The 25758-nt window shown below is 67.3% G+C and carries 28 protein-coding genes and 1 tRNA gene; 13 read left to right on the plus strand and 16 right to left on the minus strand.

The window, feature by feature from the left end; translation table 11 throughout:
• Complete coding sequence (pgl, locus tag CLV77_RS07660; RefSeq protein ID WP_076978537.1) at positions 1-672, minus strand: 6-phosphogluconolactonase; 672 nt, start codon at positions 670-672, stop codon at positions 1-3.
• Positions 672-2126 carry a glucose-6-phosphate dehydrogenase gene (gene zwf, locus CLV77_RS07665; protein WP_076978536.1) on the minus strand — a complete coding sequence of 485 codons (1455 nt, stop codon included), beginning with the start codon at positions 2124-2126 and terminating at the stop codon, positions 672-674. Before zwf ends, pgl begins: the two co-directional genes overlap by 1 nt.
• A gap of 230 nt (positions 2127-2356) precedes the next feature.
• Here zwf and CLV77_RS07670 point away from each other — a divergent pair, with 230 nt between their 5' ends.
• Positions 2357-3313, plus strand: a complete 957-nt coding sequence (locus CLV77_RS07670) for a radical SAM protein (RefSeq protein WP_076978535.1) — start codon at positions 2357-2359, stop codon at positions 3311-3313.
• Between the two features lie 34 nt (positions 3314-3347).
• On the opposite strand, the gene CLV77_RS07675 is transcribed toward CLV77_RS07670, so the two are convergent.
• The 4 genes from CLV77_RS07675 to CLV77_RS07690 all read right to left on the minus strand — a co-directional run bounded on the left by CLV77_RS07675 (position 3348) and on the right by CLV77_RS07690 (position 6188).
• Positions 3348-3932 (minus strand): HNH endonuclease, encoded by a 585-nt coding sequence (locus CLV77_RS07675; RefSeq protein WP_076978534.1) that lies wholly within the window; start codon positions 3930-3932, stop codon positions 3348-3350.
• A gap of 191 nt (positions 3933-4123) precedes the next feature.
• Positions 4124-4804 carry an alpha/beta hydrolase gene (locus tag CLV77_RS07680; RefSeq protein WP_076978533.1) on the minus strand — a complete coding sequence of 227 codons (681 nt, stop codon included), beginning with the start codon at positions 4802-4804 and terminating at the stop codon, positions 4124-4126.
• The gene (locus tag CLV77_RS07685) at positions 4801-5460 is read right to left on the minus strand and encodes a DNA-3-methyladenine glycosylase family protein (RefSeq protein ID WP_076978532.1); all 660 of its coding nucleotides are present in this window, start codon (positions 5458-5460) and stop codon (positions 4801-4803) included. Before CLV77_RS07685 ends, CLV77_RS07680 begins: the two co-directional genes overlap by 4 nt.
• Positions 5457-6188: a precorrin-6A/cobalt-precorrin-6A reductase gene (locus CLV77_RS07690; RefSeq protein ID WP_076978531.1), complete on the minus strand. Its 732-nt coding sequence runs from the start codon at positions 6186-6188 to the stop codon at positions 5457-5459. The genes CLV77_RS07685 and CLV77_RS07690 overlap by 4 nt, the downstream gene beginning before the upstream one ends.
• Positions 6189-6300: 112 nt before the next feature.
• On the opposite strand from CLV77_RS07690, the gene CLV77_RS07695 reads away from it, so the two are divergent.
• Positions 6301-7581 (plus strand): MFS transporter, encoded by a 1281-nt coding sequence (locus CLV77_RS07695; RefSeq protein WP_076978530.1) that lies wholly within the window; start codon positions 6301-6303, stop codon positions 7579-7581.
• On the opposite strand, the gene CLV77_RS07700 is transcribed toward CLV77_RS07695, so the two are convergent.
• The 4 genes from CLV77_RS07700 to CLV77_RS07715 form a co-directional block, all read right to left on the minus strand.
• A complete protein-coding gene (locus CLV77_RS07700) occupies positions 7532-8356 on the minus strand; it encodes a squalene/phytoene synthase family protein (RefSeq protein WP_076978529.1) in 825 nt (274 codons plus the stop codon). The two genes, CLV77_RS07695 and CLV77_RS07700, sit on opposite strands and share 50 nt — an antisense overlap.
• Positions 8353-9972, minus strand: coding sequence for a citramalate synthase (gene cimA / locus CLV77_RS07705; RefSeq protein ID WP_076978528.1), 1620 nt, complete (start codon positions 9970-9972; stop codon positions 8353-8355). Before cimA ends, CLV77_RS07700 begins: the two co-directional genes overlap by 4 nt.
• 73 nt (positions 9973-10045) lie before the next feature.
• The gene (gene cysS, locus CLV77_RS07710) at positions 10046-11416 is read right to left on the minus strand and encodes a cysteine--tRNA ligase (RefSeq protein WP_076978527.1); all 1371 of its coding nucleotides are present in this window, start codon (positions 11414-11416) and stop codon (positions 10046-10048) included.
• A gap of 262 nt (positions 11417-11678) precedes the next feature.
• The gene (locus tag CLV77_RS07715; RefSeq protein WP_076978526.1) at positions 11679-12269 is read right to left on the minus strand and encodes an outer membrane protein; all 591 of its coding nucleotides are present in this window, start codon (positions 12267-12269) and stop codon (positions 11679-11681) included.
• Positions 12270-12599: 330 nt separating this feature from the next.
• Here CLV77_RS07715 and CLV77_RS07720 point away from each other — a divergent pair, with 330 nt between their 5' ends.
• Positions 12600-13355 (plus strand): SDR family NAD(P)-dependent oxidoreductase, encoded by a 756-nt coding sequence (locus CLV77_RS07720; RefSeq protein ID WP_076978525.1) that lies wholly within the window; start codon positions 12600-12602, stop codon positions 13353-13355.
• On the plus strand, positions 13355-13951 hold the full coding sequence (locus CLV77_RS07725; protein ID WP_076978524.1) for a hypothetical protein: 597 nt from the start codon (positions 13355-13357) through the stop codon (positions 13949-13951). Before CLV77_RS07720 ends, CLV77_RS07725 begins: the two co-directional genes overlap by 1 nt.
• Here CLV77_RS07725 and CLV77_RS07730 read toward each other — a convergent pair whose 3' ends face one another.
• Positions 13952-15814, minus strand: coding sequence for an ABC-F family ATP-binding cassette domain-containing protein (locus CLV77_RS07730; protein WP_076978523.1), 1863 nt, complete (start codon positions 15812-15814; stop codon positions 13952-13954).
• Positions 15815-15897: 83 nt separating this feature from the next.
• Complete coding sequence (locus tag CLV77_RS07735) at positions 15898-16695, minus strand: GNAT family N-acetyltransferase (protein ID WP_076978522.1); 798 nt, start codon at positions 16693-16695, stop codon at positions 15898-15900.
• Between the two features lie 170 nt (positions 16696-16865).
• On the opposite strand from CLV77_RS07735, the gene msrB reads away from it, so the two are divergent.
• Positions 16866-17276, plus strand: coding sequence for a peptide-methionine (R)-S-oxide reductase MsrB (gene msrB, locus CLV77_RS07740; RefSeq protein ID WP_076978521.1), 411 nt, complete (start codon positions 16866-16868; stop codon positions 17274-17276).
• Positions 17277-17324: 48 nt separating this feature from the next.
• Here the strand turns inward: msrB and CLV77_RS07745 are convergent, their stop codons facing one another.
• Positions 17325-17780, minus strand: a complete 456-nt coding sequence (locus CLV77_RS07745; RefSeq protein ID WP_076978520.1) for an outer membrane protein assembly factor BamE — start codon at positions 17778-17780, stop codon at positions 17325-17327.
• A 207-nt stretch (positions 17781-17987) separates the two neighbouring features.
• Between CLV77_RS07745 and CLV77_RS07750 the strand changes: the two genes are divergently transcribed.
• From CLV77_RS07750 to CLV77_RS07785, 8 genes are all read left to right on the plus strand, one after another.
• A complete protein-coding gene (locus CLV77_RS07750) occupies positions 17988-18575 on the plus strand; it encodes a YceD family protein (RefSeq protein WP_083707624.1) in 588 nt (195 codons plus the stop codon).
• 164 nt (positions 18576-18739) lie between these two features.
• Complete coding sequence (rpmF, locus tag CLV77_RS07755) at positions 18740-18946, plus strand: 50S ribosomal protein L32 (RefSeq protein ID WP_076978519.1); 207 nt, start codon at positions 18740-18742, stop codon at positions 18944-18946.
• Between the two features lie 23 nt (positions 18947-18969).
• On the plus strand, positions 18970-20094 hold the full coding sequence (plsX, locus tag CLV77_RS07760; RefSeq protein WP_076978518.1) for a phosphate acyltransferase PlsX: 1125 nt from the start codon (positions 18970-18972) through the stop codon (positions 20092-20094).
• Positions 20087-21061, plus strand: a complete 975-nt coding sequence (locus tag CLV77_RS07765) for a beta-ketoacyl-ACP synthase III (protein ID WP_076978517.1) — start codon at positions 20087-20089, stop codon at positions 21059-21061. Before plsX ends, CLV77_RS07765 begins: the two co-directional genes overlap by 8 nt.
• An 86-nt stretch (positions 21062-21147) precedes the next feature.
• A complete protein-coding gene (ihfA, locus tag CLV77_RS07770; protein WP_076978516.1) occupies positions 21148-21450 on the plus strand; it encodes an integration host factor subunit alpha in 303 nt (100 codons plus the stop codon).
• A gap of 5 nt (positions 21451-21455) precedes the next feature.
• The gene (locus CLV77_RS16715) at positions 21456-22517 is read left to right on the plus strand and encodes a MerR family transcriptional regulator (RefSeq protein WP_233128092.1); all 1062 of its coding nucleotides are present in this window, start codon (positions 21456-21458) and stop codon (positions 22515-22517) included.
• A gap of 64 nt (positions 22518-22581) precedes the next feature.
• Positions 22582-22658: transfer RNA gene (locus CLV77_RS07780), tRNA-Pro, on the plus strand.
• Positions 22659-22716: 58 nt separating this feature from the next.
• On the plus strand, positions 22717-23808 hold the full coding sequence (locus tag CLV77_RS07785; RefSeq protein ID WP_076978515.1) for a 2'-deoxycytidine 5'-triphosphate deaminase: 1092 nt from the start codon (positions 22717-22719) through the stop codon (positions 23806-23808).
• Positions 23809-23812: 4 nt separating this feature from the next.
• Here CLV77_RS07785 and CLV77_RS07790 read toward each other — a convergent pair whose 3' ends face one another.
• From CLV77_RS07790 to CLV77_RS07800, 3 genes are read right to left on the minus strand one after another with little or no spacing between them, the layout of a single operon-like run.
• Positions 23813-24016 carry a hypothetical protein gene (locus CLV77_RS07790; RefSeq protein WP_076978514.1) on the minus strand — a complete coding sequence of 68 codons (204 nt, stop codon included), beginning with the start codon at positions 24014-24016 and terminating at the stop codon, positions 23813-23815.
• A 58-nt stretch (positions 24017-24074) separates the two neighbouring features.
• Complete coding sequence (scpB, locus tag CLV77_RS07795; protein ID WP_083707623.1) at positions 24075-24806, minus strand: SMC-Scp complex subunit ScpB; 732 nt, start codon at positions 24804-24806, stop codon at positions 24075-24077.
• 5 nt (positions 24807-24811) lie between these two features.
• Complete coding sequence (locus CLV77_RS07800; RefSeq protein WP_083707875.1) at positions 24812-25747, minus strand: segregation and condensation protein A; 936 nt, start codon at positions 25745-25747, stop codon at positions 24812-24814.
• Between the last annotated feature and the right edge of the window lie 11 nt (positions 25748-25758).

Consider the following 25758-nt stretch of genomic DNA (forward strand, 5'->3'; position numbering starts at 1 on the left):
TCACTCTGCCCAATGAACCGTTGCGTTGGAGAGCAGCGGCCGGATCGGCGCCGCGTCGGGGGCGGTTTTCTGGGCCCGTTCCAGCGCCTCGCGCTTGTCGGCGCCGGTGATGATCACGTGGGTGCTCATCGCATCGCAGAGCACGGGCAGCGACAGGGTCACGCGGGCCTCCTCCTCTCCGGCGACGCGGATGGGAAGGACGGCGGGTGCGCGATCGGCCATGGCCTCGGCCAGCCCTTCGGCCCCCGGGATCAGTGAGGCCGTGTGCATGTCCTCGCCCATGCCAAGAAGCAGGACCGAGATTGGCAGGTGCGGCGCCAGGTCCTCGGAAAGCTCGGGGGCCGCCTCCTCGGGGGTCATCCCTTCGCGGTAAAGCGGGACCAGAGTGGCGCGGGCGGCATAGTCGCGCAGCAGCCGCGCCTTCAGCAGGCGGGTGTTCGAACGCGGGCTGCTTTCCGGCACCCAGCGTTCGTCGTTCAGCACCACCGAGATGCGCGACCAGTCCATGTCGATCCCGCAGATCGTGTCATAGACCGGCCCGGGCGTGTTGCCGCCGGGCACGCAGAACGTGGCCCGGTCATTGCCGCGCAGGGCGTTGCGCAGCTCTCCGGCCAACCTTGTGGCCAGGTCCATCATCAAAAGTTCGCGGTCCGGATATTTTACGAATTCCATCAGACTTCGATCTCCCTCCAGCGTCGTCCGTCCCGATGCAATAACATGAGAGCGTCCTCCGGTCCCGTGCTTCCGGTCTCGTAGGGTAGCGGACGGTCGCCCTTGTCGGACCAGGCGGCGATGATCGGGTCGGTCCAGGCCCAGGCGGCCTCGACCTCGTCGCCGCGCATGAACAGGGTCTGGTTGCCCCGGATCACATCCATGATGAGACGCTCGTAAGCATCCGGAATGTCGTCCGCATCCGGCCCCAGCGCCTCGGCAAAAGTCATGTCGAGGGGCACGTCCACAAGACGCATCCCCCCCGGGCCCGGTTCCTTGATCGTCACCCGCAGGGTGATCCCCTCGTCGGGTTGCAGGCGGATCACCAGCACGTTGGCGCTTTTTCCCGCCTCCTCGCCGAAGATCGAGTGGGGCGGCTCGCGGAAGGTGACGACTATCTCGGACATGCGGGATTTCAGCCGCTTGCCGGTGCGCAGGTAGAAGGGCGTGCCCTTCCAGCGCCAGTTGGCGATGTCGACCCGCATGGCGATGAAGCTTTCGGTGCGGCTGTCGGGGTTTTCGACCCCTTCCACGTAGGAGGGCCGCCCGTTGCCCGCCTTGTACTGACCGCGCACGATTTCAGCGGGCGCGACAGGATCCAGAGCACGGATCACCTTCAGTTTCTCGTCGCGCACGGCGTCGGGCTCGAACTGGCTGGGCGGCTCCATCGCGATCAGGCACAGAAGCTGCATCATGTGGTTCTGCACCATGTCGCGCATGGCGCCCGACAGATCGTAATAGGCGCCGCGCCCCTCGACGCCGACGGTCTCGGCGACGGTGATCTGCACGTGGTCGACGTACTGGGCGTTCCACAGGGGCTCGAACAGGATGTTGCCGAAGCGGACGGCCATCAGGTTCTGGACCGTTTCCTTGCCCAGGTAATGGTCGATCCGGTAGATCTGATGTTCGTCGAAATGGGCCGCCAGCGTGGCGTTCAGCGCATGGGCCGATTCCAGGTCCCGGCCGAAGGGCTTTTCGACGACGATGCGGCTTTCGGGCCCGGCGATCCCATGTTCGTGCAGGCGCTCGGCCAGGTCGCCGAACAGCGCGGGCGCGACCGAGAAATAGAACGCCTGGATCACGTCCTGGCGGACCTGGGCGGACAGATCGCTCCAGCCATCGGTGCCGCGCGCGTCGACCGCGACGTAGGAGATATGGCGCAGGAAATTCTCGACCGCCTTTGCGGGGGCTTCCTCGGCGGGGATGAACTCGCCGATGGCTTCGCCCACGAAGGCGCGGAACTCCTTGGTGCCCATCTCGCTCCGGGCGGCGCCGATGATGCGGCTTTCCTCGGGCATCTGGCCTGCCTGGAAGCGGCGGAACAGGGCCGGCAGGATCTTGCGGCGGGCCAGATCGCCCGTGCCTCCGAATATCACCAGGTCGAATGTCTCGACCGGAATGACGCGCGATACCATCACGGGTCCTTTCGCCTTTTGGTCGGCCCCACACCGCGCTGGCGGCAGGTGGAAGACCGAAATGTTAGCGCTATCAGTCGTGACGGATACGCCAGATCGCTTCCCGAGTCTAGCACGACCGAAACCGGCGACAACGGGCATTCACAAAGGCGTAAGGCCGAAGGCTCAACCTTTCCCCGCCGGCAGGTTTTCGCTAGCTAAGGGAAAACCAAAGGGGGGAAGTTTCGCGAATGAAGGACGATCTTGCGCAGCCGGACCGCGGTCGGGCCAAATTCGTGGACCCCGCAGTCACCGCAGACGGGCAGGCACGCGCCACAGTCGCCCTGCACCGCCCCCAGACCCTTTGGTTCAACACCGGCACCCTGTGCAACATCGAGTGCGTGAACTGCTACATCGAAAGCTCCCCCACCAACGACCGGCTGGCCTATCTTCTGGCCGAGGATGTGACCGACTATCTCGACCAGATCGAGGCGCGTGGATGGCCGATTGAAGAGATCGGCTTCACGGGCGGGGAGCCTTTCATGAACCCGCAGATCCTGTCGATGCTGGAACAGTCGCTGGCGCGCGGCTACCGGGTGCTGGTGCTGACCAATGCCATGCGCCCGATGATGCGCCGGCGGGTGCGCGAGGGGCTGGAACTTTTGCGCGACGCCTTCGGCGACCGGCTGACCCTGCGTATCTCGGTCGACCACTGGTCGGCCAAGCACCATGACGAGGAACGCGGCAAGGGCAGTTTCGACATCACCCTGCAAGGCATGCGCTGGCTGCGCGACGGCCGCTTCCGCATGAGTGTCGCGGGCCGCACCGTCTGGGGCGAGACAGAGGCCGAGGCGCGCGAGGGTTACGCCAGGCTTTACCGCGCCGAGGGGTTCGACATCGACGCGCAGGACCCTGGCAACACTGTGCTTTTCCCTGAAATGGACGAGAATGTGGACGTGCCCGAGATCACGACCGCCTGTTGGGACATCCTTGGCAAGTCGCCGCAAAGCGTCATGTGCTCCAACTCGCGGATGGTGGTTCGGCGCAAGGGTGCTGCGGGTCCGGCGGTGCTGGCCTGTACGCTGCTGCCCTACGCGCCCGGCTTCGAGCTGGGCACAACCCTGGCCGAGGCCGAGCGGGACGTCGCCCTCAACCACCCCCATTGCGCCAAGTTCTGCGTCCTGGGCGGGGCCAGCTGTTCGGCGTGATCCGGGAGCCTTGGCCCCTGCCCTGACCCGTCGCTCAGCTGTCCAGCTCGGCGTCCCAGTAGAGAAAGTCGAGCCAGCTGTCGTGCAGGAAGTTGGGCGGGAACCTGCGCCCCATGTTCTTCAGCTCCTCGGCGCGCGGGCGGCGCGGCGGCTTGCGCAGCTGCATTCCCGTCTGGGCCAGCATCCGCGATCCCTTGCGCAGGTTGCAGGGCGAACAGGCCGCGACCACGTTGGACCAGCTTGTCACCCCGCCCCGCGCCCGCGGCACCACGTGGTCGAAGGTCAGGTCCCCGCGGCTGCCGCAGTACTGACAGCAGAAACCGTCCCTCAGAAATAAATTAAAGCGCGTGAAGGCCACGCGCTTTTGAGGTTTGACATAATCTTTGAGGACGACGACCGAGGGGATCCTGATCGTGGTTGTCGGACTTCGCACCACCTCGTCGTATTCGGCGAGGATCCCGACCCTGTCCAGCACGGCGGCCTTGACCGCCTCCTGCCAGGGCCAGAGGGACAGCGGATAATAGGACAAGGGCCTGAAATCCGCGTTCAGCACCAGCGCGGGATGCCGTTTCAGCCCGCCCGGCTCTCGTACGAAAGAAGTTCTGAAGTCGCCGTCCATAGGTGCAATTCACCCCCGCGCTAGACGCAAGCAGATCCGGAATCGCCCGGTCATGGGCGACCGTCAAAGCCACTATATATGGCGTCACTTATCTGGCAACCCCCCCAAGTCGGGTGTCTGACAGGGGGCCGGAACAGGGTGTTGTGGACAGTTTCGCCCGCCCTGCGAAGGGCCGGGCACGCGCCCCGGACCTAGGCGGGCACGTCCTCTTCCAGGCCCAGACGGTTGCGGATGAAGGCCAGCGCCACCGACAGCCCGTCGGGCGCGATGCCATGGGCCATGCCCTTGGAGACATGGGCGTAAACCTCGAACCCGGCTGCGGTCAGCGCGTTGGCGGCATCGGGCAGCGACTGAGGCGGGACCACCTCGTCCTGGTCACCGTGGACCAGAAGGACCGGCGGTTTCGAGCGCGCCTCCTCCAGCAGCTCGGGCTGCACCAGCCGGCCCGAGAAGCCGACGATCCCCGCCACCGGCGCCGCCCGGCGCGGCACCGTGTGCAGCGCCAGCATCGTGCCCTGGGAAAAGCCCACCACGACCATCTGCTCGGGGCTCAACCCCTCTTCGGCCAGCACGGTATCAAGATAGGCGTCCAGGTCGGCCGCCGCCGACGCGATGCCCGCCTCTGCCGCCTCGGTGCTGGAGCCGTCAAGCCAGGGGATCGGAAACCACTGGAAACCCATCGGGTTGTTGACGCAGACCTCGGGCGCGTCGGGGGCCACGAAGACGGTATCGGGAAGATGCGGGGCCAGAGGGTCGGCCAGGCCCAGAAGGTCAGCCCCGTCGGCCCCATACCCGTGCAGGAAGACCACCACCGATTTGCCCTGACCCGAGGCCGCCGGGCGCCGCCCCTGTTCCAATACGCGCGTCGTCATCTGATGCCTTCCTTCTGCTTTTCCACGTGGTAGTAGGCCCATAGAAGCCGCGCCGCAACCGCCCGCCAGGGCGACCAGGCGCCGGCGATCTCGCGCAGCTGGCGGTCGGTCGGACGCGCCTCCAGATCGAAGAGAAGGCGCGCGGCTTCCTGCAGGGCCAGATCGCCGGGGGCAAAGACATCGGCCCGGCCCAGCGAGAACATGGCATAGATCTCGGCCGTCCAGACCCCGATGCCGGGGACCGCGACCAGCGTCTCCACGACCTCGTCCGTGGGGCTGTGGCGCAGGGCGGCGTAGTCGATGCGCGCCTCGGCCAGGGCCCTGGCATAGCGGATTTTCTGGCGGGACAGGCCGCAGGCGCGCAGCTCCTCGTCGCTGGCCCGCGCGATCAGCCGGGGACCGCAGCGGTTGGCGGCCCGCAGCCGGTTCCAGATCGCATCGGCCGCCGCGACCGAGACCTGCTGGCTGACGATGGCGCTCAGCAGCGCCTGAAAGCCGTCCTTGCGCCGACGAAGCGGCAGCGGGCCGGTCAGTTCCAGCGCATGGGCAAAGCGCGGCTCCAGCCGGGCCAGGTGCGCCGCCCCCTCGGCGACGCAATCGGGCGTCTCGATGATGCGGCCGACATCGGCGGGCTGTAGGGATGGCCGGTCGCTCATAGGGAACGGGCCCAGGCGATTGCGGCCTCCACATCCTCGACGATGCGGCAGGACGGTTCGGGCGGCCGCTCCAGCAGCAGCACGTCGATGCCCAGCTCACGCGCCGCGTCCAGCTTGGATCGGCTGGCCGCCCCGCCCGCATTCTTGACCATCAGAAGATCGACCTCCAACCGCTTGAAAAGGCGGATCTCCTGCGAGACGGAGAACGGCGGCGTGCCTTGCAGATATTCGCCACCCGGATAGGGAAAGGGTGTTTCGGGCATGTCGATCTGGCGGCAGAAGATGCGCGCGCGGGTCTGCGCCAGCGCCGGCAGCGTCTCGCGCCCCGAGGCGACGAAGACCGTCTGCCCGGCCTTGATGTGGTTCGCGGCCGCCTCGGCATCGGGCACGAAGGTCCAGCGGTCCCGCGGCCCCGCGCACCAGCCGGGCCGCAGCAGCCGCAGGTGGGGGACGCCGCCGGCCTCGCACAGGCGGGTCGTGCGCTCGGTGATGCGGGCGGCGAAGGGATGGGTGGCGTTGATGACCGCGTCGATCCCGGCCCTGTGCAGGTAGGAGGTGAACCCCTCCTCGCCGCCGAAGCCTCCGACGCGAATGGGCGCACCCACGTCCCGCGCCACCCGGGGCGCGTCGGCATAGCTGAGGGTCAGCCGGTGGGGCGTTTCGGCCGGCAACCGCGCGGCCAGCGCCCGCGCCTCGCCCGAGCCCGCAAGAAGAAGGATATGAGACATCCGCCGGACTATACCCCGGCCGGGCGCCGCTTCAAGTGTGCGAAAATGCCCGATACGGGGTTGGATCCGGCCTGTCTTGCGGCCCCCCCGCATTGGGATTACCAGCTTTGGCATGAACAAGATCACCGCCGACCCCCGCACCCGCCGCAACGTCGCGGTCCTGGTCACCGCGCAGGCGCTGCTGGGCGCGCAGTTGCCGATCATCTTCGTGATCGGGGGGCTGGCGGGCACCTCGCTGGCTACCAACGCCTGTTTCGCGACCGCGCCGATCTCGCTGATCGTGCTGGGTTCGATGCTGATGGCAGCCCCGCTTTCGGGGATCATGCAGCGGTTCGGACGGCGCACCGGGTTCATGTTGGGGGCCGCAGGCGGCGCCACGGGCGCCGCGATCTCGGCCTGGGGCCTGATCGAGCAGTCCTTCGCGATCTTCCTCTTCGGCTCTCTCATCACCGGTGTCTACATGTCGGCCCACGGGTTCTACCGCTTTGCCGCCGCCGACACCGCCTCCGAGGCGTTCCGCCCCAAGGCGATCAGCTACGTGATGGCGGGGGGCCTCGCCTCGGCGGTGATTGGTCCGCAGATGGTCAAGTTGACGGCCGACGCGGCGGCGACCCCGTTCCTGGGGGCCTACATCTCGGTGATCGCGATCAACGTGATCGGCGCCTTCCTCTTCCTGATGCTGGACATCCCCCGCCCCGTGGTCGACCGGACGCAGCCCGTCCAGGGCCGCAGCCGGATGGAGATGCTGCGCTCGCCCCGGATCGCGGTCGCGATTATCTGCGCCATGGTCTCCTACGCGCTGATGAACCTGATCATGACCTCGACGCCCCTGGCCGTCGTTGGCGCGGGCTATGACAAGTCCCACGCCGCCGACGTGGTCACCGGCCACGTGCTGGCCATGTACGCCCCCTCGTTCTTCACCGGCCACCTGATCGCCCGGTTCGGGGTCGAGCGGATCGTCGCCACGGGCCTCGCGATCCTGGCCGGCGCCGGTGTCGTCGCGTTGGCGGGTTTCCAGTTGATGCATTTCTTCGGCGCGCTGGTCCTTCTGGGGATCGGCTGGAACTTCGGGTTCATCGGCGCCACCACGATGCTCGCCGGCGCCCACAGCCCGGCCGAACGCGGCCGCATCCAGGGCATCAACGATGTCTTCGTCTTCGGCATGGTGACGGTGGCGTCCTTCGCCTCGGGCGGGCTGATGAACTGTGCCGGCACGACCGCGATCGCGGGCTGGACAGCGGTCAACCTGGCGATGGTGCCCTTCCTGACGCTGGCAGGGGGCGCGCTGATCTGGCTGGCGCTTCAGGCCCGCCGTCCGGCGATGGCCGAAGAAGCCGAGGCCGTTACCAGCGGCCCGTTGCCGCCCGAAGCAGAAGCGCCCCGCGACGTCTGAATTCCGAGGTTTCGACCAGGCCGGTCGCGACGGTTTCGGGATCGCGGCGGGCCGCGGACAGGGTCGGACCCGCGCGCCATGCCGCCAGCATCGCGGCCCCCGCCGGCCCACGCAGCCTCACCCGCTGTCGCCGGGCCTTGCGCAGCTTTTCCAGCCCCTCACCGGCCAATGCGGACACTGCCGACGGTGACAGGTCGGGCAAGGGGGACCGCCCCCGCGCCAGCCAGTCCGGGACCGAGCGTAGCCAGGCCGCAAGCCCCGCCGCCGCGCCCAGGTCGCGCACCACCGGTTCGGCCGCCGCATCGGCACCCAGAAGCCGCGCCGACAACCACATCAGGTGACCGCTGGTGCGGTCGAGGTGGGACCAGAGCGCGCCCTCCTCGGCAAAGCCCTCGCCGGCGATGTCCCAGCGGCGGGCATCGATCATCGCCTCGGTCAGGGGGCGCGCCCAATCCTGACCGGCCAGCAGGCCCGACAGGGGGGCCGCAACGCCCAGCACGCGCGAGGGCTGGCCGCCATAGACCCCCTCCAGCGCGTCGCGCCACCATTGCAGGCGCATCTCGGCGATCAGTGGCTCCTGCGTGACCCAGGGGGCGCGGCTGATTTCGACGTTGAAGGCGTAAAGCGGGAAGAGGACGGCCCGCGCCGAAGGCGAGGCGGCCATCGCCGCCAGAAAGCGGTCGGGATCGGCGCGCTGGACCAGTTCGGCGCTGGCCTCAAGGCCGTTGGCGTCGCCTACCCCCAAGCCCCCGCTTCCGGCCGCGCCTGTGGTCATGCCGGCGCCCCGTCCCGCACCAGTTTCCAGGTGATGGCGTCCAGAAGCGCCTCGAACGAGGCGTCGACTATGTTGGGCGAAACACCGACCGTCGACCAGCGGCGTCCGGCGCTGTCCTCGCTGTCGATGATGACGCGGGTCACGGCCTCGGTGCCGCCGGCTGTGATGCGGACCTTGAAGTCCACCAGCCGCATGTCGTCGATATAGCTCTGGTAAGGTCCCAGATCCTTGGCCAAGGCCGTCGCCAGCGCGTTGATGGGGCCTTGGTCGTTGCCGGATTCGTCCATGCTTTCGCTGACCGACATCATCTTCTCGCCGCCTATCTTCACGACGACGACGGCCTCGGACAGGGTGACCATGCGGTTGCGCTTGTTCTTGCGCCGCTCGACGGTGACCCGATAGCGCTTCACCTCGAAGAAATCGGGCAGCAGGCCAAGGGCACGCCGCGCCAGCAACTCGAACGAGGCCTGGGCCGTGTCGTAGCTATAGCCCTGATCCTCGCGGTCCTTGATGTCGTCGAGGATGCGGGCCAGACGCTTGTCGTCGCGGTCCACCTCGATCCCGGCTTCGACCAGCCGCTTGCGCAGGTTCGACTGCCCGGCCTGGTTCGACATGGGCACGATGCGGCTGTTGCCGACGCTGGCCGGGTCCACATGCTCGTAGGTGGTCGGATCTTTCAGGATGGCAGAGGCATGCAGCCCCGCCTTATGGGCAAAGGCCGAAGCCCCGACATAGGCCGCGTGCTTGTTGGGCACCCGGTTCAGGATGTCGTCCAGCAGACGGCTGAGCCGGGTCAGGCGCGGCAGCGCGTCATCGGCAACTCCCAGCTCGAACATCGAGGCGAAGGGCTCCTTCAGCCGCAGCGTGCCGATCAGCGAGACCAGATTGGCGTTGCCGCACCGCTCACCCAGCCCGTTCAGCGTGCCCTGGATCTGGCGTGCGCCCGCCTCGACCGCGGCCAGCGAGTTGGCGACCGCGTTCTCGGTGTCGTTGTGGGTGTGGATGCCCAGCCGGTCGCCGGGGATGCCGGCGGCGATCACCTCGGCGGTGATGCGCCCGACCTCGCTTGGAAGGGTGCCGCCGTTGGTGTCGCACAGCACGACCCAGCGTGCGCCCGCGTCCAGCGCGGCGCGGGCACAGGCAAGCGCATAGCCGGGGTTGGCCTTGTAGCCGTCGAAGAAATGCTCGGCGTCGAACAGCGCCTCGCGCCCTTCGGCCACCAGATGCGCGATCGAGCGTTCGATGTTCTCGAGGTTCTCGTCCAGCGTGATGCCAAGGGCGGTTTCGACGTGAAAGTCGTGGCTCTTGCCGACCAGACAGACGGCGGGGGTGCCGGCGTTGGTGACGGCGGCCAGAACCTCGTCATTCTCGGCCGAGCGGCCGGCGCGCTTGGTCATGCCGAAGGCGGTCATGGTGGCGCGGGTGCTTGGGGTCTCGGCGAAGAACTCGCTATCGGTGGGGTTGGCGCCGGGCCAGCCGCCTTCGATGTAATCGACACCCAGCTCATCCAGCGCGCGGGCGATCTGGACCTTTTCGGCGGTCGAGAATTGCACGCCCTGGGTCTGTTGCCCATCGCGCAGGGTGGTATCGTAGAGGTAAAGGCGTTCGCGGGTCATCGGCGGACCCTCCCTTTGCTAACGCTGGTGGGGGTGGAGTGGACGGGTCGCCGGGCCGCGGCGGGGGCGCGCATCAGATCAGCCCCTCGATGGCGGCGGGATCGAAGCCGGGCCCGGGAACAAGGTCCACGCCCGTCTTGCTCATGCGGACATCGACGCCGGCGGCGACAAGCGCCTGCTTCAGCGCATCGACCTGCGAGAAATCCTTGCTGACCATCGCCTCGGCCCGGCGCGCGGCCAGCGCCTCGGCAAAGGCGCTGAGATCGGCGGCGGGGGCTTCGGCCCAATCGCCCATTCCCGGCTCCAGCAGACCCAGCATCGCGGCCGAAGCCAGCAGCTCGGCCGCCTGCCCGGCGCTTGCCAGGCGGTGCATCTCGGTGATGGCTCCGGCGGTATTCAGATCATCGGCCAGGCAGGCCAGCACGGCGGCGTCGGGCTGCGGTGCAGCCGTCACGCCCCGGCACAGGGCGCGCCACTTGCGCAGGGTCGCCGCGGCCTCCTGGGCCTTGCGCTCGGTCCAGTCCATTGGCTTGCCGTAGTGGGTCGACAGGAAGACGAAGCGGATCACCTCGCCGGGGATGCCCTGGTCGATCAGGTCGCGCACGGTGAAGAAATTGCCCAGCGACTTGGACATCTTCTTGCCCTCGACCTGAAGCATCTCGTTATGCATCCAGACCCGGGCGAAATCCGAATTCGGGTTGGCACAACAGCTTTGGGCGATCTCGTTCTCATGGTGGGGAAACATCAGGTCGTTGCCGCCGCCGTGGATGTCGAAGCTTTCGCCCAGCAGGTCGCGGCTCATGGCCGAGCATTCGATGTGCCAACCGGGCCGCCCCCTGCCCCATGGGCTGTCCCAGCCCGGCAGATCGGGGCCCGAGGGTTTCCACAGGACGAAATCCATCGGATTGCGCTTGTAGGGCGCCACCTCGACCCGTGCCCCGGCGATCATGTCATCGATCGAACGGCCCGACAGCCGGCCGTATCGGTCATAGCTTTCGACCGAGAAGAGGACGTGCCCCTCGGCCTCATACGCATGGCCCGAGGCGATGAGCTGCTCGATCATGGCGATCATGCCGTCGACAAATTCGGTGGCGCGGGGGGTGACCGTGGGCGTCAGGTTGCCCAGGGCGGCCATGTCCTCAAGATACCAGGCCGCCGTCTCGTCCGTGATCTCGCGGATGGGGCGGCCCGTCTCGGCGGCGCGGGCGTTTATCTTGTCGTCGATGTCGGTGATGTTGCGCACGTAGCGGACATGCTCCGGCCCGTAGACATGGCGCAGCAGCCGGAACAGCACGTCGAAAACGATGGCGGGACGGGCGTTGCCCATGTGGGCGCGGTCATAGACCGTCGGCCCACAGACATACATCCGCACGTTCTGCGGATCGATGGGGCGGAACAGCTCCTTGCTGCGTGTCGCCGTGTTCGTCAGTCGGATGTCGCTCATGTCGCCTCGCGCCGTTCGTTCCCCGTGCGGGCCCGGCACTCTCAACGTTGCATGAGAACAAAGGATCGGACCCGCGTGACCTGATGTCACCCGATAATGCAGTCACCGATGATGCAGATCGTCCTTGCCATGGGGATCCGATACCCCTTTGCCCCGGCACGATCAAGATCAAAGCGGCCCGGGCCCGCCCCCCGGGGGCGGCGCAAAAGAAAAGGGCGCCCGGAAAACCGGACGCCCCGACCGTCTTGCGACGGGATCGCGATCAGAAGTGGAAGCTGACGCGTGCAGTGGCGGTGGTGCCGCTCAGGTCGTTGGTGGAGTTCCCGAAGTCCTTGAACTCCTGGTAGTTCACTTCACCACCGACGGAGACGCTGTCGGAGACCTTGTATGCGGTACCCAGACCGACCAGGTAGCCCGAGCCGTCCTGCTCGACGCCGTTGAAGGTACCCTGTGCGAGGGCGCCACCGACCTGACCGTAGACCAGGGTGCGGCCCAGGTCGTAACCGGCCTTCAGCTTCAGGCGGGCCAGATCTTCGATCTTGCCGGTGCCGGTCGACACGTCCATGTCAGCCGCGTTGTAGTCGATTTCGCCGCCGACGACATAGTTGCCCATGTCATAGAGGTAACCGGCGTGCACGCCGCCCAGAACGCCTTCGGCTTCGCCGTTGGCGGGGGTGTCGAGCTTACCATAGCCCAGGTTCGCACCGACGTAGCCACCGGTCCAGTCCTGCGAAGCCACGTAAACGGGCGCGGGTGCGATCACGACGGGCTCTTGCACCGCAACCGAAGCGCTGCCTGCAAAAGCGGGAGCCGCGAGGGCTGCGAATACTGCTGTTGTTGCCAGGATTTTCATTCGTAACATCCTTCTTGATTTCCTGCCCCGGGGATGGGGCATACCGAAGGCCGCCTCGTTGCGACCGCTCGGTTAGAAGACGCACAGGCACCGGTTCCGTTCCTTCATCCAGCGACAAATCCGTTATCGATCTTACCTGCGCGGAAACCAGCCGGTGGGTGGTTCCGAATCATATTTTTCACAGGCTGCTTTCTGCCGATTTTCATTCATTTTTCCGCTGTTGCTATTTGGGCACGCCGGATTCTACTCATGCCTCACGAACGCGTGACAAAGTCGGAGGCAAACCCGCATGGTAAAAGCGAAAATCAGGATCGCGGAAAAGGAACGAAAATGCGGGACACGGAGCTGAAAGCGGTCGTTACGGGGGGCGCTTCGGGACTGGGACGGGCGACGGGGGCGCTACTGGCGGCCAAGGGGGCCGCGGTCACCCTTCTGGATCTGGATGACGCGGCGGGCACGCGCGCGGCCGGCGAAATCGGCGCGGGGTTCCAACAGGTCGACGTGACCGACGCCGAGGGGGCCCGGCGCGCCGTCGATGCCGCCGCCGAGGCCATGGGCGGGCTGACCCTTTGCGTGAACTGTGCCGGCATTGCCACCGGGCAGCGCACCGTGGGGCGTGACGGGCCCCATCCACTGGACGGGTTCCGGCGCACGATCGACATCAACCTTGTCGGCAGCTTCAACATCCTGCGGCTGGCGGCGGACGTGATGGCCCGCAACCCGCCCAATGACGAGGGCGAGCGCGGGGTCATCGTCAACACCGCCTCCGTGGCGGCCTTCGAGGGGCAGAAGGGCCAGGCCGCCTATGCCGCCTCCAAGTCCGGGATCACGGGGTTGAGCCTGCCGGTCGCGCGTGACCTTGCCACCCTCGGCATTCGTGTGATGGCGATTGCCCCCGGCGTCTTCATGACCCCCATGCTCGAAGGTCTGGGAGAGGAGATCATCGCCGAGCTGAGCCGCGACGTGGTTTTCCCGAAACGCCTGGGCCGCCCCGAGGAATTCGCGCGGCTGGTGCATTTCATCGCCGGCTGCCCCTATCTCAACGGCACGACGATTCGGCTGGACGGCGCGTTGAGGATGCAGTGATGCCGCTACAGAACCGCGTCACACCCGACGGCCGGATCATCGCCGTGCACGAGCGGGGCCGCTGGATGGGCAATCGCGGCTGCCTGCATGATGATAACCGGAATCTGGGCCGCGCCCTGTGGAAGCATCCCAGTTGGGTGATCTGCACGCTGGAGCTTTTGCCGGGGCGCCCTGCGCCGCGACAGCTGATGGCGCCCCGCCACTATACCGAACTGTTCTTTCTGGACGAGGCGACGGCGCTGTCCGCCGGGCACCGCCCCTGCGCGCGGTGCCGCCGCGCGGCCCATGACGCGTTTCGTCATGCAGCGGGCGGTTTCGACCGGACCGGGGATCTCGACCAGCAGCTTCACGGCGAGAGGGTGGCGATCCTGAAGGGCCGCGCCCAGCCCGTGGCGCAGGCCGACAGCCTGCCGGACGGGGCCTTCATCAAGGCCGACGGCCAGGCGATGCTGATCGCCGAGGGCCAAGCCCATCCTTGGACGCCCGGCGGATACGGCGCGCCCCGGCCCCTGCCCCGGGATCCCGTCCCCATCCTGACCCCAGCGACCAGTCTTAAGGCCTTGGCGAACGGTTACGCGGTCCAGATGGCGCTTTGATCAGCCGGCGGCGCGTTCCTCGAGGGACAGCCATTCGTCCTCGGCCTCGGCCAGGGCGGCCTGGCGCTGCACCAACCCCTCGGTCGCCTTGCGGAATTTCACCGGCTCGCGGGTGAAAAGTTCGGGGTCGGACAGGAATTCCTCAAGCTTGGCGATCTCGGCCTCCAGCCGCGCCATGAGGGCGGGAAGCTCGGCCAGGCGGTGCTGTTCGACATAGCTTAGCGGTTGGGCCACGGGCGCGGCCGCAGTGTCTTCTGCTTTCGCCGGGGCCTGAGCGCCGGTTGCGGCCGGCTTGGCCCCGCCCTTGCGGGATTTGCCGCCGGAGCCGCCCTCGGCCTGCGCCGTGGCGCCCTCGTCACCGCCGCGCTGACGGCGATAGTCGCTCCAGCCGCCGGGGTAGACCCGGGCCTGCCCGTCGCCCTCCATCGCCACGGTGATCGTGGCCACCCGGTCGAGGAAGTCGCGGTCGTGGCTGACCAGCAGGACCGTGCCGTCGTAATCGGCGATCAGTTCCTGCAGCAGGTCCAGCGTCTCGATGTCCAGGTCGTTGGTCGGCTCGTCGAGGATCAGAAGGTTGCTTTCCCGCGCCATCAGCCGCGCCAGCAGAAGCCGCGCCTTCTCACCGCCCGAAAGCGAGCGGACGGGCGCGCGCACCTGGCGCTCGTCGAACAGGAAATCCTTGAGATAGGCCACGACGTGCTTGGGGTTGCCGCGCACCATGACCTGGTCGGCCTTGCCCGACACGCCGAGGGCGGGATCGGTGGCAAGGCTGTCCCAAAGCGTCGCGTCGGGATCAAGCTGGCTGCGGTTCTGGTCGTAGGTGACGGGCATCAGGTTGGTGCCGTGACGGACCGATCCGCTGTCGGGTTCAACCTCGCCCATGAGCATCTTGAGAAGCGTGGTCTTGCCGACGCCGTTCGGCCCGACGAAGGCCACCCGATCGCCGCGCATCACCCGCAGATCGAAATCCTGCACGATGGGCTTGCCGAAGTTCTTGGTCAGGCCGCGCGCCTCCATCACCATCCGGCCCGAGCGCGCGCCGCCCTCCAAAGCCAGGTCGGCGGTGCCCTGGCGGCGGATCATCGCGGCGCGATTCTCGCGCAGGTCGGCCAGGGCGCGGACGCGGCCCTGGTTGCGCTTGCGCCGGGCACTGATGCCCTCGACCGCCCAGCGGGCCTCGGCCTTGATCTTGCGGTCCAGCTTGTGGCGGGCAAGATCCTCTTCTTCCCAGATCTTCTCGCGCCAGGCCTCGAAATGTTCGAACCCCTTGTCCTGACGGCGAACCTGGCCGCGATCGATCCACAGGGTCGCCCGCGCCAGCGCCCGAAGGAAGGCGCGGTCGTGGCTGATCAGCACGAATGCCTGCCGCCCCGACGAAAGCTGATCCTCCAGCCAGGCGATGGCCTCGATGTCGAGGTGGTTGGTCGGCTCGTCCAGCAACATCAGCTCGGGGCCCTCGGCCAGAAGCTTTGCCAGCGCGGCGCGCCGCTTTTCCCCGCCCGACGCCGTTTCGACCGGCGTGTCGGCGCGGAACTTCAATCCTTCGGCGAACATCTCGACGCGGTATTCCTCGCCCGGCTCCAGCCCCGAGGCGGCAAACTCGCCCAAGGTGGCAAAGCCCGACAGGTCCGGATCCTGTTCCATGTATCCGACCGAGGTCGCGGGGGCGAGCGTGCGCTCGCCGCTGTCGGGTTCGATCAGACCGGCCATGATCTTCATCAGGGTCGATTTGCCGGTGCCGTTGCGGCCGACAAGGGCAAGCCTGTCGCCGGGTTGGATCACCAGGTCGAGATCCGCGAAAACCGGGTCGCCGCCGAAGGTCAGGGAGGTGCCGGAAAGCTGAAGGAGGGGTGTGCGCGCCATGGGCACCAGCTAATGAGTCGCGCGGGTAAGGTCAACGCGCTGAAACGGGACCGAAGGGGCTGATTTTTGACCGTGCTGCCCGCTCAGACCGCGTCGGCCCGCAGGCGCCTGGCCCGGGCCGCCGGCACGCGCGACAGCTCGACCCCGGTGAAGACATGCAGCGTGTTCATCTGCGCGTCCACCACCGCGTGATCGCTGACCCAGCCCCCCATGACGAGATAGGTGCGCAACAGGCCCGGCATGCCCGCCATGGCCCGCATCCGGCCGCCCGGCCCCTCCTCGGACCCCGAACCACCAGCGAGGCCGGATCCGGCTCCGTCTGCACCCAGCGTGGCGAAATCAACCACCCGGGGCGCCTTCATCGCAGGGCGCCAGCGGTCGGGCCCGAGGTGTCGGTCGCGCAACAGCGCAAAGGCCCCGGCATGGGCGGCGGGATCGGTGCCGGAGAAAGAGGAACAGCCGAACAGCATCTCGACCCCATGGCGGTCGACAAGGCGCGTCAGCTCGGCCCAGGCGACGCGCAGGATATCCGGATCGCCCAACCCCGGACGGATGCAGAATCGCCCCAGTTCGATCATTGGGGCGGGAAAGGCGCGCAACCGCTCCAACCCGTAGAAACCCGCGGCATAGCTGCCCTCGATCCCCGCGCCGCTTTCCAGCAGGAGCGCCCGGAAACAGCAGACAAGCCGCCCGGTCGCCACCTCTTCGACCAGCACGTGCAGGCAACGGGCGTCGTAATCGTCGGCGGCCGCGGCCTCGGCCATCGCGGCGACGGGGTCGGCAGGAAAGAAGGCCTCGGCCCGCAGGCGGCGCGCGGCCTCGAGGTCGCGATCCCCGTCCGCGAAACGCGCGCGGTAGCGTGGCCTGCCTGATGCGGGCATCCCGCCCCTCCCCTCATGCCGGGCCCGGGCTGGCCCATTCGCCGCCGGTTCGCCCGATACCTTGATCGGTGGCGCCCCGATGCCGATTGCACCGGGGCGCGACAGGACTAGATTATCACAACATCCCCCCGCACCAAGTGGGGGCAGGCAGCCGCGAAAGGACACGTCCCGTGGAAAAGATCCGCAAATCCCAGGAAGAATGGCGCAACCAGCTGTCGGACCTGGCCTTCAAGGTCACCCGCAAGCACGGCACCGAGCGGGCCCGCAGCCACGAGGATTTTCCCAAGGGACCGGGGACCTACACCTGCCTGTGCTGTGGCGCCGACCTGTTCGACCAGGAAACCAAGTTCGAGTCGGGCACCGGCTGGCCCTCGTTCTACGCGCCCAAGGATCCCGAGATGGTCGGCGAGAGCGAGGACAGCAGCTGGTTCATGAAACGCACCGAGGTGCATTGCAACCGCTGCGACGCCCATTTGGGCCACGTCTTTCCCGACGGCCCGCCCCCGACGGGGCTGCGCTATTGCATCAACGGCGTGGCGCTGGAATTCCGCCCCGAGGGCGCGGAGGGCGAGAAGGGCTGAGCTTCCGACCGGCGGCGAAGGCCGCCGGCATGGCCCACCGGCCTCAAATCAGTCGAAGAACTGGCCCAGGTTCACGGCGCCGACGCTGCCGAAAAGCTGGCGCAGGAAGGACACGCCCTGGATGTTGCTGTCGGTGACGCGGCGCGACAGGGTGACAACGCGCCCGTCCTCGAGGCCGAACCGCTCGACATTGCGGACCTTGCCGTTGCCCCCGAAGGAGATGGCCACGATCTCGCGGCTGATCTCGCGCGGGGCGCGGAAGGCGAATTGTTCGAAACGGCTGCCGACGTAGTACCAGGCGGTCTCGCGGATGACGCCGCTGGAGGTCGGCACGCCGATCGTCTCGGTCAGCGACTCGCGCGTGTCGACGCCGACGCGCACCTGCGCCAGGTCCTGATCGGTCGGCACGTAGCCGTGGTTGCGGTAGATCTTGGCGCATCCCGCCACGATCAGCAGCAGCCCGCCCAGCACCATCATTCGCATTGCCTTGCGTTGCAGCCGCATGCCGTCCCCTCGTCTTATCGGTTGTCTTGCCTGCCGTTCCCTCCTATCCCGCTTACAGAAGCGCGTCTGTTATATCAAGAAGGTGCAGCAACCTGCCCCGCGCCCGCCGCGGAACGGGTGGCGTGGCCGGGAACCCGGCCCTGCCCTGTCCGCGTTGCCCACCCATGGTGTCCAATGCGCGGGCGCCAAGAACGAAAGGTCCTCATCATGTCCGACAACTCCAGACCCGATGCCTCCGGACCGGCGGGGGGTGCGACCGGCACGTCCCTGTCCCAGCCCTTGCGCGTGGCCGATCTTGCGACCCGCAAGCCCAACCGCTTCAACCTGCAACCGGCCGCCGCCGACCTGCCCCCCCTGGCCGAGGAGCTGGGCATCAGCGCGGTCGAGGGGCTGAGTTTTTCCGGCACCCTCCAGGCCAAGGGCAAGAGCGAATGGGTGCTTAAAGGCCGTCTGAAGGCCCGTGTCGTGCAGCCCTGCGTGGTGACGACCGAGCCCGTCACGACCGCCATCGACGAGGAAGTGACCCGCCGCTTCCTGCCCGATCTGCCCGACGAGGGGGCCGAGGGCGAGGTCGAGATGCCCGAGGACGAGACCCTCGAGGTGCTGGGCCGCTTCATCGATCCCGGCCAGGTCATGCGCGAGGCGCTGGCGCTGGCGCTGCCGCTCTATCCGCGACGCAAGGGCGCGGCCCTGGGCGAGGCGGTCTTTGCCCAGCCGGGGGTGGAGCCCCTGACGGACGAGGCGCTGAGGCCCTTCGCGGGCCTGTCCGATCTGCGCGACCGGCTAAAGAAATAAGCGATTTGGGCCGGGGCACAAAAGACTTGCGCCGCGTCAGAATCACAGTATGTTCCCGGCCTCGTTTACACGATGGTTCCGGGGATCAGTAAGCCGCTTTCGCGGCGCTCCGAACCTGATGCAGAATCCCGGGGAATGTACCCCGCCAATACCGAGGTTGAGACATGGCCGTTCCCCAGAATAAAGTCACCAAATCCCGTCGCAACATGCGCCGCGCGCATGACGCCCTGGTGGCTGCGAACCCCAACGAATGCGCGAACTGCGGCGAGCTGAAGCGCCCCCACCACGTCTGTGGTGCCTGTGGCCACTATGACGACCGCGAAGTCGTCGCCGCCACCAACGAAGTCGACCTGGACGAAGACGCGGCCTGAAGAAGATCAGGATCGCGGCCCCCATGGCGGACCCCATATCGGACACCGATGATCTGACGCGGATCGACGGATCGCGGATCGTCGTTTCGGTTGACGCCATGGGCGGTGACCGTGGTCCCGAAGTTGTCGTCGCCGGCCTTGCGCTGGCGGCGCGGGGCAACCCGGAGCTGCACTTCATCCTGCACGGTCCCGAGGCCACGCTGTCGCCCATGGTCGGGCGGCACGGCATCGCGGACCGCTGCACCCTGCGCGACGCCCCCGGCGTCGTGTCGATGGACGAAAAGCCCTCGCATGTGATGCGCAAGGGCAAGGACACCTCGATGTGGTCCACCATCGAGAGCGTCCGCGCCCACGAGGCCGATGTCGCCGTATCCTGCGGCAACACGGGCGCGCTGATGGCGGTTTCGATGGTCCGGCTGCGCAAGCTTCCGGGCGTCAACCGCCCGGCCATCGCCTGCCTGTGGCCCTCGCGCAATCCCGGCGGCTTCAACGTCATGCTGGATGTAGGCGCCGACATCCGCGCCGATGCCGACGACCTGCTGCAATACGCGCTGATGGGGGCCTCCTACGCCCGCAACGGCCTCGACCTCGCCTGCCCCCGCATCGGCCTGCTGAACGTCGGCACCGAAGAGCACAAGGGCCGGGCCGAGCTTAAGGCCGCCCACGAGCTTCTGCAAAGCGCCGCCGCCGCCGGCAATTTCGATTACGTCGGTTTCGTCGAGGGCGGGGACATCCCGTCGGCACGGGTCGACGTGATCGTCACCGACGGCTTCACCGGCAACGTCGCGCTGAAGACCGGCGAAGGCACCGCGATGCTGATCCGCGATTTCCTGAAGGAAAGCCTGACCTCGACCATCGTCTCCAAGCTGGCGGCACTGCTGGCGATGAAATCGCTCAAGCGCCTGTCCCAGCGGATCGACCCGCGCCAGGTCAATGGCGGCGTCTTCCTGGGGCTGAACGGCACGGTGGTGAAATCCCACGGCTCGGCCGACGCGACCGGGGTCGAAGCCGCGATCAAACTGGCCGCGGCGCTGTCGAAATCGGGTTTCTCGGAACGGGTCGCCGCACGGGTTGCATCCTTCAACGCGGCACGTGAAGGTGCCACCGCGGATGACGCGGACAACAAGCCTGGAACTTTGCATGATTAAGCGCGCGGTGGTACGCGGCGTCGGGCATTACCTGCCTGACCGGGTCGTCCCCAACAGCCATTTCGAGACTTTCCTGGACACCAGCGACGCCTGGATCCGCGGCCGCAGCGGGATCGAGCGCCGCCACTTCGCCGCCGAGGGGCAGACCACCTCGGACCTGGGCGCCCGGGCCGCGCGCGCGGCCCTCGAGATGGCCGGCATGCAGCCCGACGACATCGACGCGGTGATCGTCGCCACATCGACCCCTGACCTGACCTTCCCCTCCGCCGCGACCATGATCCAGGGCCAGCTTGGCATGACCCGCGGCTTTGCCTTCGACGTGCAGGCCGTCTGCGCGGGCTTCGTCTATGCGCTCAGCAACGCCAACGCGCTGATCCTGTCGGGCCAGGCAGAGCGGGTGCTGGTCATCGGCGCCGAGACATTCTCGCGAATCATGGACTGGACGGATCGCGGCACCTGCGTTCTCTTCGGCGATGGGGCCGGCGCGCTGGTGCTTGAGGCCGAGGACGGCGCGGGCGAGACCGCCGATCGCGGTATCCTGTCGACCGACCTGCATTCCGACGGTCGCTACCGCGATCTGCTTTACGTCGACGGCGGCGTCTCCTCCAGCCAGTCCACAGGCGTGCTGCGCATGGAGGGCAAGGAAGTCTTCCGCCACGCGGTCGAGAAGCTGGCCCAGACGGCCCACGCCGCCCTGGACAAGGCCGGCGTCTCTGCCGAACAGGTTGACTGGATCGTGCCCCACCAGGCCAATCTGCGCATCATCAAGGCCACGGCCCAGAAGATGAAGCTGCCGATGGAGCGCGTGGTCGTCACCGTCCAGGATCACGGCAACACTTCGGCCGCCTCGATCCCGCTGGCCCTGTCGGTCGGCGTCGAGCGCGGGCAGATCAAGAAGGGCGATCTTCTGGTCGCCGAGGCGATCGGCGGCGGGCTTGCCTGGGGGTCGGTGGTTCTTCGCTGGTAGGGCGCATGCGCCCCCTTCCACAAGCCGTTGATATTGACTCGAAAACCCATTTCATTGATGCTTCGCTCAAATTCGGGAGAAGACCAATGGGATCAACGACATTGACGCGTATGGATCTGAGCGAAGCGGTGTTTCGCGAGGTGGGCCTGTCGCGCAACGAATCCGCGCAGCTGGTCGAAAGCATTCTTCAGCACATGTCGGATGCGCTGGTGAAGGGTGAGACCGTGAAGATCTCGTCTTTCGGCACCTTCAGCATCCGCGAGAAGGCCGCCCGCGTGGGCCGCAATCCCAAGACCGGCGAAGAGGTTCCGATCCACCCGCGCCGCGTCCTGACCTTCCGCCCCTCCTACCTGATGAAGGATCGCGTCGCCGCGGGCAATCGCGGCTGAACGGCATGGCGCAGACCAAGTCCCCCGACGCGTTCCGCACGATCAGCGAAGTTTCCGAATGGCTGGATACGCCGGCCCACGTGCTGCGCTTCTGGGAAAGCCGCTTTCCCCAGATCAAGCCGCTGAAACGTGCCGGTGGACGGCGCTATTACCGACCCGCCGATATGCAGTTGCTGGGCGGCATCAAGAAGCTGCTGCACGAGGACGGGATCACCATCCGCGGGGTCCAGAAGATCCTGCGTGAAAAGGGGATCAAGCATGTCTGCGCCTTCTCGCCCTCGCTGATGGACGGGGTGCAGGCCGCCCCCGAAGCCACGACCGACGGGACCGAGAATCCCCAAGCCGAGCGTCCTGTCGCCAGCGTCACCCGCCTGCGCCCGCGCAACGCCCGGCCCGAGACCGAGAACGAGCAGCCTGCGGCGGAGGCCCCGGAGGACACCACCGAAGAGGCCGTGCCCGAAAGCCCCATGGCCGAGGATCTGCCCCACCTGCCGATCGGCGGCTCCGCCGCCCCGACCGACCTTCAGGGCTTTGCCGGTGACACGCCCGATTTCATCACCGAGGCACCGGCGGCCGGGTTCGGCGAACCCGAAAGCACCTTCACGCCCGGTGCCGCGTCGGATCCGGATTCACAGGCTGAATCGAACGAGGATCCCTCCGGCGCGGATGCGGCCCCCGAGGGCGAGCGCCGCGATTTCGACGAAAGCCCCGGCCTGCCCTTCGATGAACCGCAGGCCCCCGCGCCAGCCGCCGAATCGGCGAGATCCGAGGCGACGGATTCGGCCGCGACCCCAGAGGCCGCCACCCAGGATACGCCTTCGGAACCGGACGATTCCAAAGACCTGGCGGACCTTGTCTCCCGCGCCACCGAATCCCAGGCCGCCGATGTGGCGTTCGACCCCGAGGATGACGATCCGATCTTCGCCGGCGCGCCCCTTTCGACCCTTCTTCGACGCACGGGCGGGCGCCGCGCAAGCCTGCGCGATGCCGACCGGAGCCGCCTGGCAGCACTGACCGCACAGCTGACGGCGCTGCGCGAACGCGTCGGAACCGACAGCCACGGTTAATCGAAAAAACCATGGCTTACCCCCCTTGCCTCCTCCGTCAGAAACGGTATGACTGCGCGCAAGTCGGGCCATGGCGCAGCCTGGTAGCGCGTCCGTCTGGGGGACGGAAGGTCGCAGGTTCGAGTCCTGCTGGCCCGACCATTACAAAAAGCGCCCGCACCTTTCCGGTGACGGGCGCTTTCTGCTGAAAGGGGCCAAGATGGCGATGACCGGGGTTCTACCCTCTCAGGCCTTGCGCCAGATGATCGAGGCCGGAGAGATCCGCGCCGAAGAGCCCCTGACCACGGCCCAGATCCAGCCTGCAAGCATCGACCTGCGCCTTGGCCGCATCGCCTACCGTGTCCGCGCCTCGTTCCTGGCCGGCAAGGGCCGCACGGTGGCCGAGCGCCTTTCCGAATTCGAGATGCACCGCGTCGACCTTGACGAGGGTGCCGTCCTGGAAAAAGGCTGTGTCTATGTTGTTCCGCTGATGGAAAGCCTCGACCTGCCCGCAGAGGTGCAGGCCGTCGCCAACGCCAAATCCTCGACCGGGAGGCTGGACCTTCTGACACGCACCATCACCGACGAAGGGGTCGAGTTCGACCGCATCCCCGCCGGCTACAGCGGCCCGCTTTACGCCGAGATCTGCCCGCGCAGCTTCTCGGTTCTGGTGCGGCCGGGCCAGACCCTGAACCAGATCCGGTTCCGGGCTGGACAGGCGATCCTGGACGACGACGAGCTGACGCGCCTGCACGAGCAGACGACCCTGGTCTCGGGCCCCGCCCATATCGACGCGGGCCTCGGGTTCTCCGTCGATCTTGAACCTGCCTCCGGCTCGTTGGTGGGGTTCCGGGCCAAGCCCCATACCGGCGTCATCGACCTGTCGCTGATCGACCATTACGACCCGACCGAATTCTGGGAAGAGGTGCGCAGCACCGAGGGGCGCATCATCCTGGATCCCGGGGCGTTCTACATCCTGGTCAGCCGCGAATCCGTCCACATCCCCCCCGACTATGCCGCCGAGATGGCGCCTTACCTTGCCATGGTCGGGGAATTCCGGGTTCATTACGCGGGCTTCTTCGATCCCGGCTTCGGCCATTCGGAGGCTGGCGGCACCGGCTCACGCGGGGTTCTGGAAGTCCGCTGTCACGAAGCACCCTTCGTGCTGGAACACGGCCAGATAGTCGGACGCCTGGTCTACGAGCGGATGAGCGCGCGACCAGAAGAGGTCTACGGCGCTGGGATCGCGTCGAACTACCAAGGCCAAGGCTTGAAACTATCCAAGCATTTCAAGCCGTTTCAGCCGGGCTGAGCCCCTAGAACTTGCCGAAGCGGCGCATCATCTTCATTGCCTGGCGCGCCCGCTGGCTGGTCTCTTTGTTCTGCTGCTGGGTAACGCGCGGGTCGGCGTTGGGATCCGACCGGCGGCGCGCGGCCATGACGTCGACGCCCTTGTCGACGCCCATCCGGGTCAGCCGGTTGATCACACGCCGGATAATCATGTTCAGAACGCGGTCCATCTTCCTGGTCCCCTGGGTTTGCGCGGTCCGTCCTGGGGCCGCAGTTCAGATATAGGCATCAATCGTCGAAAAGCTCGTCTTGGCCGATGGCACCGGTGTCGCCGTCGTCGACCTCGTCGCGCGGGCCGGGCAGCCCCCCTTCGGGCATCGGGCGGCTGTCGAGCAGCCCGGCGGCGCGCAATTCCTGCAGGCCCGGCAGATCGCGGGCGCCTTCCAGACCGAAATGGTCCAGGAATTCCTGGGTCACGACATAGGTCACCGGACGGCCCGGCGTCATCCGCCGGCGGCCGAACCGGATCCATTCCAGTTCCAGCAACTGGTCGATTGTTCCGCGCGAAACCGAGACGCCGCGGATCTCCTCGATCTCGGCCCGGGTTGCGGGCTGATGATAGGCGATGATGGCCAGTGTCTCGATCGCGGCGCGCGAGAGCTTCCGGGTCTCCACCGTCTCGTGCTGCATCAAGAAACCAAGGTCGGGCGCGGTGCGGATCGCCCAGGCATCGCCCACGCGGGTCACCGCGACGCCACGCCCCTCGTAACGGCGGCGCAGAAGGGCCACCGCCTCGGCGGCGTCGCTGCCATGAGGCATCCGCCGCTCCATCTCGGCGGTGGTGACGGGCGTGGCCGAGGCAAAAAGGATGGCTTCGACCATGCGCTCCTGCTCGGCCAGTGGCGGCGCCTCGAACAGCCCGTCGCGACGCGGCGCGCGCTCCTCTGCGGCCTCGTCGACCTCGGGCGCGTCCTCGCGGTCCAGATCGACCTGGTTTTCCATGTCGACGGGCTCAGACATCGTTCTCAGGCATCTCGGGGCTCCTTGCGGCGCACGGTGATCGGGGCGAAAACCTCGGACTGGCGGATCTCGATGGCGCCGGCCTTGGCAAGTTCCAGGCTGGCGGCGAAGGTCGCCGCCGTGGCCGAGCGGCGTTTGACCGGATCGCTGGTCCAGCCTTCGGGCAGATAGCTGGAAAGATCCGTCCAGTCGCCGGCAAAGCCGATCAGCCCGCGCAGCCGCTCCAGCGCCTGTTCCATGGTGAAGACGAACTCCCGATCCATGGCATATGGGCGAAACTCGTCCTTGGTGCGCAGGCGGGCATAGGCCTGCATCAGATCCAGCAGCGTGGCCTTGTAGCGGATCGACCGCACGCGGGTCATGTCCTCTTCCAGACCCCGGGCGAAGAAATCGCGCCCCAACTGGTCCCGCGCCATCAGCTTGGCGGCGGCGTCGCGCATGGCGGCCAGGCGCTCAAGCTGAAAAGCCAGATGCGCGGCCAGCTCGTCGCCGCTTGGGCCCTCTTCGGACGGGTCGGGCGGCAGCAGCAGCCGGCTTTTGAGAAAAGCAAGCCAGGCGGCCATGACCAGATAGTCGGCAGCCAGCTCGATCCGCAGCTCGGCGGCGGTACGGATGAATTCCAGGTATTGCTCGGCCAGGCCCAGCACCGAGACCTTGCGCAGATCGACCTTCTGGCTGCGCGACAGGGTCAAGAGCAGGTCAAGCGGCCCCTCGAACCCGTCCACATCGACGATCAGCGCCTCGGCGGCCAGCCGGTCGGCCACGCTGTCGGCGTCACGGCCGGGTCCCTCGATGAAGTCGTCGGTGACTGGGGTGGTGACTGGGGTGGTGGCTGGGGCGATGACAGAAGCACCCTCCTGCCCCGGCCCGGATGCAGCGCCATCGGCCCCGCCCTTGCCGGCGCGGGGTTCATGGTCGTCGTTGGCGCTGTCGCGCTGCATCATTCCTCGCC

The organism is Brevirhabdus pacifica, from assembly GCF_002797755.1.
GTDB lineage: Bacteria > Pseudomonadota > Alphaproteobacteria > Rhodobacterales > Rhodobacteraceae > Brevirhabdus > Brevirhabdus pacifica.

Excerpts from the sequence above, each read along its gene's own strand:
- CLV77_RS07675 (WP_076978534.1), bottom strand. The coding sequence starts at position 3,932 with ATGGACGGCGACTTCAGAACTTCTTTCGTACGAGAGCCGGGCGGGCTG.
- CLV77_RS07700 (WP_076978529.1), bottom strand. The coding sequence starts at position 8,356 with ATGACCACAGGCGCGGCCGGAAGCGGGGGCTTGGGGGTAGGCGACGCC.
- CLV77_RS16715 (WP_233128092.1), top strand. The coding sequence starts at position 21,456 with ATGGCGCAGACCAAGTCCCCCGACGCGTTCCGCACGATCAGCGAAGTT.
- CLV77_RS07790 (WP_076978514.1), bottom strand. The coding sequence starts at position 24,016 with ATGGACCGCGTTCTGAACATGATTATCCGGCGTGTGATCAACCGGCTG.
- CLV77_RS07725 (WP_076978524.1), top strand. The coding sequence starts at position 13,355 with ATGCCGCTACAGAACCGCGTCACACCCGACGGCCGGATCATCGCCGTG.
- CLV77_RS07720 (WP_076978525.1), top strand. The coding sequence starts at position 12,600 with ATGCGGGACACGGAGCTGAAAGCGGTCGTTACGGGGGGCGCTTCGGGA.
- cimA (WP_076978528.1), bottom strand. The coding sequence starts at position 9,972 with ATGACCCGCGAACGCCTTTACCTCTACGATACCACCCTGCGCGATGGG.
- CLV77_RS07785 (WP_076978515.1), top strand. The coding sequence starts at position 22,717 with ATGGCGATGACCGGGGTTCTACCCTCTCAGGCCTTGCGCCAGATGATC.
- zwf (WP_076978536.1), bottom strand. The coding sequence starts at position 2,126 with ATGGTATCGCGCGTCATTCCGGTCGAGACATTCGACCTGGTGATATTC.
- pgl (WP_076978537.1), bottom strand. The coding sequence starts at position 672 with ATGGAATTCGTAAAATATCCGGACCGCGAACTTTTGATGATGGACCTG.
- CLV77_RS07715 (WP_076978526.1), bottom strand. The coding sequence starts at position 12,269 with ATGAAAATCCTGGCAACAACAGCAGTATTCGCAGCCCTCGCGGCTCCC.
- cysS (WP_076978527.1), bottom strand. The coding sequence starts at position 11,416 with ATGAGCGACATCCGACTGACGAACACGGCGACACGCAGCAAGGAGCTG.
- scpB (WP_083707623.1), bottom strand. The coding sequence starts at position 24,806 with ATGTCTGAGCCCGTCGACATGGAAAACCAGGTCGATCTGGACCGCGAG.
- ihfA (WP_076978516.1), top strand. The coding sequence starts at position 21,148 with ATGGGATCAACGACATTGACGCGTATGGATCTGAGCGAAGCGGTGTTT.
- CLV77_RS07735 (WP_076978522.1), bottom strand. The coding sequence starts at position 16,695 with ATGCCCGCATCAGGCAGGCCACGCTACCGCGCGCGTTTCGCGGACGGG.
- rpmF (WP_076978519.1), top strand. The coding sequence starts at position 18,740 with ATGGCCGTTCCCCAGAATAAAGTCACCAAATCCCGTCGCAACATGCGC.
- CLV77_RS07685 (WP_076978532.1), bottom strand. The coding sequence starts at position 5,460 with ATGAGCGACCGGCCATCCCTACAGCCCGCCGATGTCGGCCGCATCATC.
- CLV77_RS07695 (WP_076978530.1), top strand. The coding sequence starts at position 6,301 with ATGAACAAGATCACCGCCGACCCCCGCACCCGCCGCAACGTCGCGGTC.
- CLV77_RS07680 (WP_076978533.1), bottom strand. The coding sequence starts at position 4,804 with ATGACGACGCGCGTATTGGAACAGGGGCGGCGCCCGGCGGCCTCGGGT.
- plsX (WP_076978518.1), top strand. The coding sequence starts at position 18,970 with ATGGCGGACCCCATATCGGACACCGATGATCTGACGCGGATCGACGGA.
- CLV77_RS07750 (WP_083707624.1), top strand. The coding sequence starts at position 17,988 with ATGTCCGACAACTCCAGACCCGATGCCTCCGGACCGGCGGGGGGTGCG.
- CLV77_RS07800 (WP_083707875.1), bottom strand. The coding sequence starts at position 25,747 with ATGCAGCGCGACAGCGCCAACGACGACCATGAACCCCGCGCCGGCAAG.
- CLV77_RS07690 (WP_076978531.1), bottom strand. The coding sequence starts at position 6,188 with ATGTCTCATATCCTTCTTCTTGCGGGCTCGGGCGAGGCGCGGGCGCTG.
- CLV77_RS07765 (WP_076978517.1), top strand. The coding sequence starts at position 20,087 with ATGATTAAGCGCGCGGTGGTACGCGGCGTCGGGCATTACCTGCCTGAC.
- CLV77_RS07730 (WP_076978523.1), bottom strand. The coding sequence starts at position 15,814 with ATGGCGCGCACACCCCTCCTTCAGCTTTCCGGCACCTCCCTGACCTTC.
- CLV77_RS07745 (WP_076978520.1), bottom strand. The coding sequence starts at position 17,780 with ATGCGGCTGCAACGCAAGGCAATGCGAATGATGGTGCTGGGCGGGCTG.
- CLV77_RS07670 (WP_076978535.1), top strand. The coding sequence starts at position 2,357 with ATGAAGGACGATCTTGCGCAGCCGGACCGCGGTCGGGCCAAATTCGTG.